The following is a 12,788-nucleotide window of genomic DNA, read 5'->3' as shown; positions in this document are numbered from 1 at the left end:
CACAAATTTATATTCTCCTCAAGGAAAAACTGATGAAAAAATTAATCACAGCAACACTTCTTATCATTGCAGCGACACCGGCGATCTGTGCAGCTCAAGTACCTTTTAAAATTAATCAAAAAACTGGTTTTATTACCTATGGTAGTTGTCATATGGATTCATGCTCATGGGCAAAGGCCGTTTCAACTTCAATTGTCCAAAACACGCCTAATCAAGTCATTTTAGATGTGCGAATTCTGGGTGGTGATTCGCCGAATGTTTCCAATGCTTCGAAAAAAATTTCATGGGCTAAGAAACCCCATAAAATCACGCTTGTTTGTTCATACCAACAACCCTCAATAAGTGTGGGTGGTCAGTTAGATGTGTTGCCTTTAAATGACTTTGGTGTTCCTCGAGTTTTGGAAAGTAGTGCCAATCTATATTTTGCCTATTGTCATTCATTTAACGGTGAGATAGATGATGGAATTAAAAAGTATGGTTATCAAGTTCAACCTTACTAGTAAAAAGGCTGGCATTGTCTGGGATAATCAATAAATGCAATGCTAGCTCAATTTAATAATCTATTTTGGCTTGAAAGAATCAAAAATAGGCGAAGAAATTTCTTTTGACGACTCTAAATCTTCACAAAAATAATCCATAAACGTAACTTTAGCAAAGAAAGTCTCAAAGATAATTATCTTAAGTGTAATCCGGAATCCTGCACCTTCCTGTGGATCGATAAAATCTAAATAAACAATAGAATAATCTTGATGATGCTCAACTTTTTCTTCAATCCCCTGCCATGCTGAATAAGCTGTAGGAAAACTTTCGACGAGTTTATCTATACTTGATTCTGCAAACTGTTGTCTCGTTTGGATATCTTGATCAATGGCTGCTTAACCTCTACTTTTAACTTCGGTTATTTATGGGAGGATTACCGTATAAAATTATTGATCGCTTTATTTGCTAAGGTTGGATTATCCAGTTGTTTGGTTGACATCAATACTTCTTTATGTGCAGATCAATATATTATAAAGATAAACCGATAATTCAAATTTTAGAATCATCGGCTTAACCAAGTTTCGGGTCAAATAACCATACCACTTATTTTTATCATAAACTTACTCCACAGCTCTATTTCAATAGTTATTTTATAAGAAGAATTGAATATCATCTTAATAATTTGCTTATTTTCTTCAAAATAAAACTCTTCGAGTTTTTCCATATAAATATCGTTCACTATGGTAGAATTTTTATTTAAAATTATTCTAACACTATCATCTACAAGCCCAATATATATATTCAGCTCACTTGCATCTTCATCTAAAAATCCTATTTTCTGAGTATAATTTTCATCTATACTACAATCGCACCCAAACATAGAAACCAAGTCATCACATGATGGAATTAAAATTTTTGACATTACTTTCCTCCTTTAATAATCATAGTAGAAAATCTACGTTGGCCATCTGGCATAATCTCAAATGTTGATTCAACTTTTCTCACTCCCATAGAACCAAAAAGAAGAGAATCCCTAACTTCATATTTCATATCAACACCATTCACTTTCTTGGTAAAAGTTTGGGAAATATTATCTGAACGATTTATTGTATCTGCTAAATGTCTAATAATACGATTCCGCCCCTGGACATTATCAAAGATACCCACAGAAGCCAGTTGTTCTTTATTCTGTATACTCCTTGGTGTGTTATGAGGATCAAAAGCCGCTTTTCCAAAAAGGTATTTGAACTTGTCTTCATGAAAAGACAAATTTTCCTTAGGAAAACTTTTTCCTGTGATCTTCTTATCTTTAATTAAAGCATCAACATTCTTACCTGCTTTTAAATCAACCCCAATCACTAAGTCAATTGCAGCAAAGGCTTTATCACCTATACTTGCAGCAGGATTAATCAGTGTCGCAATATTGTCACCTATATCAACAATACCTTGTACACCTTCTTTCTTAAACATCTCGACAACATCAGCCGAGTTTAGTTTTTGTCCTTTTGCTTGAGCTTCTTTAATTTGCTTAGCAACTTTATAAGCAATCTTGCCTCCGGTCGTTGCCAATTTAGCTAAACTATTATTCTCCACCGCAATATTGGCACTATTGGCAGCTGTATTTACATCATATCCTGTAAATGCTGCAACTGTTCCTGCAAGAATTTTTGTGGTGTCTTTGATCTTAGTCCGCTCAGCATCGGTTAAGTCCAGCGATGTTTTTCCATTTGGAATCATCAACTCTGCAACAATTTCCCCTACACCCGCCCCTATCGCCCCAGCTTCACAACTTGCTTTAGTCGCTGCCGCTGCTGCACATCCAGCCGCTGCATGGGCTATTTTATGGATCGTATATTCCAATACATTGGGATCAACTTTATCTAGACTTGTACCAATCTGGCTTGCAAGTTCTCCTTGTAATGCGCCTGCTAACCTTGCCAATAACGCTTTTTCCAAATTATCTGATAAATTACCGCCATTAATTGCTGTCTGTACCAGCGTCAATCCAACCGAAGTTGCAAAGTTATTCATCAGTCGGTCTGGAAAATACGTGCTATCCGGCCGTTCAATCCCATAGGGATTGAACGAGATAAAAATTAATCATCCTCTAATTTAAGTTCATACAAAGAATTAAGAAATTCATCTAAACTATTTGCAATAAAAGAAATATTATCCATGCTAACTTCTTCCCCTGCTTCGGTATCTGCTTCTAACTCATGATCCCAAAACCAAATCGAGCCCCCAGTTAAATGTATCAAAATAGCATTTCCAAATGGGTCTGGTGCTATCGCTAAGAAGTTTTTTGGTATACGCCTTTGCATCAGATCATAATACCAATAGAGTGAGTAATAATATTCCTTTCGAGGATGAACATTAAGTCCAAGAAAATAACGAATTCTACTATCGCTTTTTTCATTATTTTCTAAAAAATCAAAACAATCAGGAAAAATCATACATACATTATATTGTAATAAAAATATACGATATTCATGAGGTAATTTTAATGTAATTAAATTTTCAAATTCAATAACATCATTTTCACTGATTGGATATCCTTTTGATTCAATTTGATACATTTCTCTTACCTCCAATCATTTTTGGTTTTTTGCAAACCCACCACTATGATATACATAATTATGCAACTCCTCTGGAACTAATTGCATTCTTCCGCTCTCTTGATGATGATGCCATGTATACTTTTCAGGGGTTGTTCTATATCCTGCTGCTAGATTTGCTCTATTCTCATCTATGCTTCTGCTCTTACTTGGTTGAATTCGTACATCTTTTAAAGCATATCGTTTAAAATCTGGAAATCCTTGAACCGTAAAAGCAATACCATCAGGATATTGTCCTCTAAGTGTCGTAGGTAATTTCGATGCTGGATAAACCTTTCCTGCATACGCAGCATTTATCGGCATACGTCCATTTATAGCTTTTACACCAATACTTTGAATAATGATTTTTTGATCCTGAAGCAAATTATCAACCTTTTTCCCAGCTTTTAGATCAATGCCTATTGCTAAATCTAGGATTGCTAATGATTTATCAAAAGCACTCGCTCTAGGATCTAATATTGTTTTAACACTATCCAATCCATTATCTATTTCACCTTTAACGACATCTTTTAGAATTTCTTTCAAATTCACATTTTTCCCAGCATCCAATGCTTCTTTTATTGCCTTTCCTGCTTTCCATGCCGATTTTGCAACAGCTGAGGCAGCTTTAAAACTGTTATTCTCCACTGCAACAGTAGCACTATTTGCAGCCGTATTTACATCATAACCAGCATAGGCGGATACTACGCCAGCAAGTATTTTACTTGTATCTTTTATCTTGATTCTTTCTGCATCGGTTAAGTCCAGCGATGTTTTTCCATTTGGAATCATCAACTCTGCGACAATTTCCCCTACACCAGCTCCTATCGCCCCAGCTTCACAACTTGCTTTAGTCGCTGCCGCTGCTGCACATCCAACCGCTGCATGCGCTATTTTATGGATTGTATATTCAAATACAGTTGGATCAACTTTATCCAGATTTGTACCAATCTGGCTTGCAAGTTCTCCTTGCAGTGCACCTGCCAACCCTGCTAGCAATGCTGTCTTTAGATTATCTTCAAGGTTTCCGCCATTGATCGCTGTCTGTACCAGCGTCGATCCAACCGAAGTTGCAAAGTTATTCATCAGTCGGTCTGGAAAATACGCGCTATCTGGCTTTAAATTTAAGGCTGTGCCAACTTGACTGAGTAAGCCGGCTGTCGCAACAGAAGCAACTAGATTCTTGACTGAGCTTTTACTGCCTAAATCTTTTAATGTTTTGCTTAAATCCCCTCCATTGTTGACCAGACTCACACTCGCTTGTGATGCAAGTGAGGTGACAAATGCATTTGCCATTGCTGTTGTCGTCGTCGTCGTTGTTCCAAATAGTGCTGCTCCGGCTCCGGCCGTACCTGTCCCCATGGTAACAACTGTTATGATGATAACTAATATCGCTGCGCCTGCTCCTGTCAGCCCTTGCGATTTATAATCCCAATCCTTCTGCGTCAACAAAACTTGTTGCCAATCTACATCTGTACGATTTACAAAATCTTTGAGATAAGTATTTCCCGGTTGATTTGCAAGCTTTAGAATCTCATCCCGTAGTTCTTTTTTATTAGCGTCTTTTTCTCCAACAGGAACCTGTACGACTAGCCCACCTGCTGCTTTAAAGGTAGGATTAATTGGTCCATTAAAACTTGGCAATTTGGCTGTTTCTGTAATCGAACCTTTGTCCTGCATACTTTGCCACACAACACTATTCGATTCTTTTTTCAGTAAATCGGTAATCGTGGTTTTCGCTGCAATAAGTTCCAGTTTACCTCCAGATACGATCTCTGCTCCCTTTAAATATTCAAACTCTGTTCCTACCAACCGAGTATCAAAACCAGATTTAGTACCGATATAATCCGCTTTTAATTTGGCTGGGAGTTCTGTTACCTGTGTTCGGGTCGCATTGGTTTTGGATTTGTTATATTTGATACCGGCAAAAGAGGATTTCTTGGTGACATCGACATTACTACTGGAAGATTCTTCTACGGTATAAAAATTTAGATTTCCCCCTGCTTTTATCGAAATATTGCCACCTTCCGCTGTAAATTTACCCGAATATATATCAATACTTACATCTTTATTCTGATCTTTACTTTCTATGCTGATGTTTTTACCGTTGATATCAACAGAAGCTGCATCAGCAGTATTGTTCTCAGTCACTGTAGTCACTGTTTTTTTCTTAAGACCACCCCATGACTTTTTCTTATAACTTGTGGTGCTACGATCATAACTTTGCTCAATCGCAGCATCAAACAGAATATTTTTATTTGATTCTATTTTGACATCGCCATTTGTAGCAGTAATACCTGTCGCCTGCATCACCAGATTATCACCCGTGGTTTTGCCGACTGTTTTAATATTAACGCCTTTATCTGCGCTGATGATTGTTGGGCTAACCAATGTACGCATACTGTAATTGGCATCAGTTTCTTGACCTTTGTCATAGAAATTAGTATGACCATCAATAATCATACTGGCAGCAAGTATTTTGCTCTGGTTGTTTGTATCCGTGGTTGTAGACGTATATTGCTCCGCCAATACACCGCGAGATTCAAGATTGATTTGTCCAGCTTTGGCAGTGAGTTCACCACCACTAATGGATAAACCTTTATTTGAGATAATGTTGATATTACCAGTATTAGATGTTAAATTGGTCTCAGAATGTTCGTAGCCATTGATATTGCTATTGAAGTAATCTTTATATGATTCAGCATCTTTTACTTCATTTTCATGTTGTTGTTTAAGCAATAAAATCTCTTTAACATTATAGTCAGTTTCAAGTTGTTTTTGTTTTAAAAAGGCTAGTTGCATAAAATGATTAAATGCCGACATATTTCCATTCGCTCTTGTTTCTAATGCAAAGTTTCTCATTTTTGTAATTTCAGTAAATTCAATATCAAATTTTTTATAATCCTCATTATTTAAGAAATCATTTAGCTGTTTTTGTTTTAATTCATATAGTGCAACATACTTTTGAAAAGTTTTCTTTGATTGAATATTGCTCAGTACATTCTTTACTCCATCAATTAATATATCCTCTTTATTCGAGATGATATTAATATCTTTTTGTGCAGTCAGTTGTGCCCCCTGAATATCAACCTTGGTACCTTCCAAGCGAATTCCACCTCCAGTAGTATTTAATTTTATCACCTGTTCCGAACCATTACCCGCTGTCCCACCATCGCCTTTTAAAGTTAATGCCGAATTTTTAGAAATCAGTTCAATATCTCCAATCGCATTGAGCTTATGGATTTTTGGATCAAGGGTTAAAGCTGCATTGGTCTGAATGGTCAAATCACCATTAGAGTCTTTTAGTTTGGCATCACTTTTTAAAAAAGCACTGTCTACAGCATTAAAGGTAAGTGTGGTACTGGCTGGTGTAAGCAGCGCATTACTGGCTTCAAGTGAAATCGCCCCACCGGTATAGCTGGTATTTTGCGTCACATGATCAACACTGGTCATGGACAAAATACCCTTAGCTGTCAATTTACTCTGACTATTCGGTGTCCAGACAGTCGATGTCACATAGTCACTGTTAATATAAATATTCTTTTTACTATTCAGTGCCATATGTTTATCGCTACTCGCGGTTACATTCTGTAAGCTTAAATGATCTTTGGCAAATAGTTCGATATTGCCTTTGGCATTTAAGGTACTGGCTTTAATGGTATTTTTGCCTTCACTGTTGAGTTGAATACGATCAGTTGCCGTAAGCGTGGTATTTTCAACCAGTAAATTACCTGTGTTGTTTTGCAGTAATATATTTTGCCCGTTTAATGTATTGCCAATAATAACATCTCTACCCATGTCATCATTATGAACCGCCACATCGGTATTCGTTAATAAATTCAGACCATTTCCACCTACCAACTGAATATCACCCTGATTTGCGCTGAGATCAACTGATTTTATATTTACACTACCCTCACCAATAGAACCTAATGTAATTCCTTTTGCACCGTTAATACTGGTTTTATTAGTTGTCTTGAGTTCATAGGAATACATACCATTGGTGGTTTGTAATGAATTAATTGTCAGATTTTTATTGGCAAGGATAGAAATTTTACCTGCTGTCGAGCTGGCTTTTAAGCTGTTGCTGGTGATTGACCCTGCTAATGCCGTAATATCAATATCCCCCTGTGCGGTCAAGGCCTGATTTAAAACCAAATCTTTTAATTCCACACTCAGATGAATTGCTTTTTGTGAGGTCAATGCACTATTTAAAGTCAGTTGGCCGGCTTGAAGCTGGATATTATCTTTGGCCGATAGCTGGCTGGAGCTAAGCGTCAAATTGTTCTCTGCATCAAGCAGCACTTTCCCGCTGATTTGTGGCAAGACCTTTGCGGTATTATTCCAGATCAGATTACGACCACTATAGCCATTGATATTTTTAACAGTGCTACTGCCATTGCTTAAGGTAAAATTCAGGTTACTGAGGTTTAGATCACCACTACTATATAGATTAAGGTCTTGACCGGCATTTAAAGTTGCACCCTGCAATGTGGTATTGCTTTTACTCACATCACTGTTACTTGTTTGCAGATTGATATTGCCGCCAGTTGCGGTCAGGTTGCTTTCTGTTGCGGTGAGTTTATTTTGTGCCGCAAGATTAAGATCGTTACCAGCAGTCAATACGCTGGCTTTACCTGTGCTGATATTTTCTGTCGCAGAAAGTGAAATATTGCCGGTTGAGCTGATGCTGGCTTGATCGGCTGCACTAATATTTTTAGCATCAATATAAATATCACCTTGTCCACTGGTGGCATTTATGCCTAGATTGCGAATTTGTGCAGTTGAGGCAATATTAAGGTTGCCTTGTGCCGATAAAATCAAGGGGGATACCACACCATTGTCGATACGAACCTGATTACCGGTGATATTTAAATCGTTAGCAGCATCGATGCTTAGCATGCTTTTACTGTTGATTAAACCACTGGAATTAATATTACCATTTGCTCCGCTTTGCGTAGTTTGTACACTGACCAAACCCTGTGTCGCACTGGTCGATTGTAGTGTGCCACTATTTTCGATCTTTCCGGCACTGGTCACCACCAGATTATTGACTGCTTTGATGGTTCCGGCATTGCTCACACCCAGACCTTTTTCGGTTCCCATCAAATAAATGTTATTCGCATACATGCCGCCCAGTGCTTTGACATCAACAGCTAAAGTCGGTGCTGTACCAGTGCCGGTTGTTGCGCTAGTATCCTGTAAATCCCCACTGACTGTATTGGCACCAGCAATTACCTGAATATCATTCTTGGCATGTAATTGCGCATTCAGTTCCACGGCACGGGCATAGACATCAACATAATTGGCATTATTGTTATTACCACCCAACCCTAACGTACTGTTGGTTGGTGCAGAAACCGTCACTTTTCCCTGATTGACTGTAAACTGCTGGATACTGCCATCGGCATTGAGCTGTGGTTTGCCTGTGGTAAAAATGGCTTTATTGGCATTGATAAAACCACCGCCTTTAATATTAATCCCCGATGGATTGGCAATAATCACATCGGCCATTTGACCGGCCACTTCCAGATTACCTTCAAAACGTGATGCTACAGTCGAATTGACTTCATTGAGAATAACCCGAGCTTCACCCGTTGCCAGAAACGGATTGGCAGCGACTGCACCAACGGTTTTGCTATTCGCCCCGGTTCGGCTATTATTTAAAACAGCACCTTCTGCAAGCACATCAAACTGTTTATAGATATTGTGCGATACACCGTTTTTAGGCGTTTGAATATTCACCACCGGAACTGTGGTACCTGCTGCATTTTTCCCCGCAGCAATCACCGGCCTATTGGCTGCATTAGCAGCACTATCTGCCTGTATTTGTGCATAAACCGGTGCCAATGGCATCCATATGCTCATACTGGCAAGCAAGGCTTTCACCTGCCAAAGCTGTGCAAAAGCTTTTTCCTCAGTGCTATCTGTAGAAGAGGCGAATTGCCCTGCTTTAATCCCTGAACTTTGTCCAGAAGCCTTACTTTGACTTTTGGCATTTTCAGCAACAGCCATAAACATGCAACGGGCTTTATTATAAATAATACGGTAACGGTTCTTGTTCATTACTATAATCTCTTGTTGATCAGTTTAATTAATATCAATCGTTGTTTAGGTTTTAAAATTAGTAGGAAAGATTCAGACTAAAGCCTGTCATCCAGTCTTTTTTAATGCTTTCAGGTGCAATTAAGCCTCGCCCGCCAAACACGTCCAGATAAAAGCTATTTTGGTAACTGCGTAGGCCAAGCACACTGCCCATCAGGTAACGCTGTCCAGGTAAACTATGGTTGCCATTGACCCAACCCTGATCAATCCCCAGATAAAACTGGGTATTGGGCCATGCACTATTTAGGTTAATTTCCTGTTGTAAATAATGACCATGATCGCCGGACAACATCAGATCACCGTCAAAGCCACGCACGCTATAACGACCACCAATATAAAAACGGTCATTGGGCACCAAGAGTTTTGGTGCATATTGTCCATGCCAGTTCAGACGGTATTGGGCAGCTTGATCCAATAACAAAAATGGCAGGCTTAAGCGTAAATCTGCCTGCCAGATGGGAGCACGGGAATAGCCCTCGGCTGGGAGGCGGTTGTTATAAATATCTTCAATCTTCTCTTCCGGTGCCAGTAAGGCATTAAATGCACCAGTACCATGGCGATAATCCAGACTGGCATCTACAACCGCAGCGCCCAAGTAGTGTCGATGTTGGAGACCGACATGCCATCCTGAAGTTTGACGGCGCTGTACACCCACCTCAATCTCATCAATGAAGTTTTTATTTTCCTTATGATACAACTTGCCATACAGGCTGGTTTTATGCTCTCCACTACGGCTAATCACACGGGACAGATTGATCTGTGTTTGCGCACTATCACCCCGATATAAAATCGGTCCGTTATATCCCAGCACACTTTGATCGTAGCGATATTGACTAAAACTGGCAGCCACATCGAGATAACCAAACGGAATCTGGTAATTGACATATAGGTTTTTATTACGATTCTGATGTAAGTCATCCAGTGAATGACTAAAATTCAAAGATAAAATATCGTTGAGTCGGAGCGGATCATTGAAGCTTATTCCCAAACTTCCGATATATTTGCCGGTGCTGTCACTGCCGGAATTATCAACCGTCAAATTAAAATTTACGTTCTGTTGCGGTTGTAACTGAATCAGTAAATCGCTATAGCCGGCAAGCTCCTGTTCCGCCTCAAGTGCTGGGACAATCTGAATATCAACCGTAAAAACACGTTTTAGATTTTCCAGTCCCTGATCCAGCTGTTTTAAATTAACAATATCCCCTTGCCGAAACGGTAAAGCGGTTTTAATTTGCCAAGATGATGCCTGTTCACCCTGCACTTTGATCTGATGCAAACGCCCAATCTGAATCCCTAACGCTAATTCACCTTGATTCAAATCCTGTGGATTAACCACCACTTGACTGGTAATAAATCCAGCTTTAATCAATTCGTTCTGGGCAAAATTCACCAGATTGTGCAGGCTTTGGCTACCCATACATTGTCCAATGATGTGTTGTGGATGCTTTTTAATAGCCGTCAGGATGAATTGAAATTGATTTAAATCAGCTGCCTGTTGCCCATCAAGTGCTACCAGCTGAATCCTGTCAATTTGAACACAGGGCTGTTCCACCACGATAATCTGTTGCAAATTTGCTGTTGAGGTTACAACCTGTGGCGCCAGTTGCGGCAACTGTTCCTGAAGATGCTGACCCAACTCTTTTAAGCGTTGTTCCTGACGAATCCGCTCAGGGAGTGAGACATCATCAAGCGCATACGCACAAAGACTAAGGCAATACAGCAAGGGAGAAAAATAAAATATTTTAGGCATGAATTATGAATTATCTGAAAATTATGTAAAGTAACAAAAACAAACATAATCTACACTATTTATCCTATGTTAACAATATTATTATTAAATAATTCTCATTTAAATAAAAAATAAAGGGAGTGACCTCCCTTTATTTTTCCTCCCGTTGGGCGATCTTCAATTCCAGCCAATCGTAGATTTCCTGTGATACCCAGCCAATACGGATTTCTGTTAAACGTACTGGTTTGGGGAAACTGGCATCGTAATATGGTGATGTGGGTTTGATCATCTCATAAATGGTAGAACGACTCAGCGCAGTCACTTCAATCACGGTTTTGATGTTAAAGATACGGTATTGATATTCAGTCGATGGGTTCATGTTGTTACTCCAAATTGTTAATCGAGAGCGGTTTCTCTCGATACAAGTCGGTGTTCTGTATTTTTTAACATTGAGCCATGATTCAGGATTAATTCACTGCTTTAACACTTTGCCGTAATCCCTGTTTTAACTGCATCACTTGATTAAGATCAGGTTGGGGATTAGTGTTTTGTGTCTGCTGTAACTGTTGTGTCCCTACACTACCAACTTGCTCAATCATCTCAGGATAAAACTCCTCGGCAATCTGCATGCCTTCCTCCTCCTGTAGTTCAAATACCGCATTGTTAAAACCCACTCTGGCAATATAATCCAGTGCATCCTGTTCAAAGCCCGCAGCTTTACTTTGTTGATCCAGTTCTTTTGCCATCTGAATGGCGTCTTTCAGGCTAATCCCATCCTTTAAAGTTAAATCCACGTAATACACCGGAGTACGATAACTCTGGGTGGTGGATTTACCTCTTAAAGTCAGTTGCAACGGTAAACACGACAATAGCCCACAGGAGGCCGCATGGTAATAACTGAGCCGTGCTGCTAAAGTGCGGATACTGTTATAGCCAGTGGTACGAAATATAAAAGTACCTAATTCATCACTGTCATCCAGATTGACATGTAAACGGCCATAGGGCTTACAATGTCCACCTTGTGCCAAAGGACATAAATCAGGCGATGGACAGGGTAATTGTTCAACACCCTGTTGGGTGAGTCGCTGGCAGGTTTCACCATTACCGACACAGACCGGTCGTCCCGTTTGTCGGTCAAACAGGGTGTATTCTGCTCTTAAATTCAGTTCGGGATCATTAAAGATCATACGCACTGGTATGCTTCTGAGTTTGCCATTTTGTGCTTTGGCTCGAAGCTGTTCATCCAGTGGATGCTTGACCCAACCATCTTTATTTTGAATCTGGCTGGTAATCGTGAATTGATCATCCTTTTCAGGAATGCGCTTGCCGTTCTTTTCGACTATTTTACCGATACTGATACGCCCCAATAGTGGTGGGGTAATTGCTAAACCTTTAATCATGATGATGGTCCTTGATGCATTTGTTTACGGTTTTCCCATATCGATTGAATGCACGGCTCCCTCAACCACAACAAGTGATGAAATAAAAAAATTGATGTTGTTGCGTATAAGTATTGAGGCACGGGAGACATAAATGTGCGATATGCAAGAATGCAAAGCTGCGCCAACGCCCTTTCTTCATGACTGAAGGAGGGGCAAATGGGGTGGCTTTGCAGATATTTGAAATTTGGGAAATAAAACAGTTAAAGTTAGAGGTAGTAAAAAATGTGATGCATGGGTCAAGATAGATGCTTTATGCCTTTGCAGGATAAACATTAAAACGTCGACTACCCTGACGTTGCTGTGGATATTGTTGCAGTAGTTCAGGCTGTTGTTTCAGTAACTGCTTTTGATCCAGTACAATGCTATCTCTGGATTTTTTCCATGTCACACTGCCTTTACTAAAAATAGCCCGTTCGGCATCTTTCATTAAGGCTTGAA

7 protein-coding genes and 2 pseudogenes are annotated in these 12,788 nt (G+C 39.4%); 1 reads left to right on the top strand and 8 read right to left on the bottom strand.

The features are described 5' to 3' along the window. Positions 1 to 32: 32 nt before the first annotated feature. Positions 33 to 500, top strand: coding sequence for a hypothetical protein (locus tag CRO21_RS11910; RefSeq protein ID WP_097079542.1), 468 nt, complete (start codon positions 33 to 35; stop codon positions 498 to 500). A gap of 566 nt (positions 501 to 1,066) precedes the next feature. On the opposite strand, the gene CRO21_RS11905 is transcribed toward CRO21_RS11910, so the two are convergent. From CRO21_RS11905 to CRO21_RS11870, 8 genes and pseudogenes are all read right to left on the bottom strand, one after another. Beyond that, on the bottom strand, positions 1,067 to 1,402 hold the full coding sequence (locus tag CRO21_RS11905; protein ID WP_097079541.1) for a hypothetical protein: 336 nt from the start codon (positions 1,400 to 1,402) through the stop codon (positions 1,067 to 1,069). Next, positions 1,402 to 2,544: pseudogene (locus CRO21_RS11900) on the bottom strand (DUF637 domain-containing protein); the annotation flags it as partial. The pseudogene CRO21_RS11900 and the gene CRO21_RS11905, both read right to left, overlap by 1 nt. Before the next feature lie 32 nt (positions 2,545 to 2,576). After that, complete coding sequence (locus CRO21_RS11895) at positions 2,577 to 3,056, bottom strand: SMI1/KNR4 family protein (RefSeq protein ID WP_097079539.1); 480 nt, start codon at positions 3,054 to 3,056, stop codon at positions 2,577 to 2,579. A gap of 15 nt (positions 3,057 to 3,071) precedes the next feature. Beyond that, positions 3,072 to 9,140, bottom strand: coding sequence for a two-partner secretion domain-containing protein (locus CRO21_RS11890; RefSeq protein ID WP_097079538.1), 6,069 nt, complete (start codon positions 9,138 to 9,140; stop codon positions 3,072 to 3,074). Positions 9,141 to 9,198: 58 nt separating this feature from the next. After that, on the bottom strand, positions 9,199 to 10,929 hold the full coding sequence (locus CRO21_RS11885) for a ShlB/FhaC/HecB family hemolysin secretion/activation protein (RefSeq protein WP_097079537.1): 1,731 nt from the start codon (positions 10,927 to 10,929) through the stop codon (positions 9,199 to 9,201). A 130-nt stretch (positions 10,930 to 11,059) separates the two neighbouring features. Continuing rightward, the gene (locus tag CRO21_RS11880) at positions 11,060 to 11,287 is read right to left on the bottom strand and encodes an AlpA family phage regulatory protein (protein ID WP_097079536.1); all 228 of its coding nucleotides are present in this window, start codon (positions 11,285 to 11,287) and stop codon (positions 11,060 to 11,062) included. Positions 11,288 to 11,375: 88 nt separating this feature from the next. After that, on the bottom strand, positions 11,376 to 12,308 hold the full coding sequence (locus CRO21_RS11875) for a recombination directionality factor (protein WP_097079535.1): 933 nt from the start codon (positions 12,306 to 12,308) through the stop codon (positions 11,376 to 11,378). Positions 12,309 to 12,600: 292 nt separating this feature from the next. Beyond that, a pseudogene (locus CRO21_RS11870) lies at positions 12,601 to 12,788 on the bottom strand (YqaJ viral recombinase family protein); the annotation flags it as partial.

The organism is Acinetobacter puyangensis, from assembly GCF_900096995.1.
Taxonomy (GTDB): Bacteria; Pseudomonadota; Gammaproteobacteria; order Pseudomonadales; family Moraxellaceae; genus Acinetobacter; species Acinetobacter puyangensis.
Note: the sequence above shows the minus strand (reverse complement) of the source record. Positions and strands in the feature narration are given on the sequence as shown.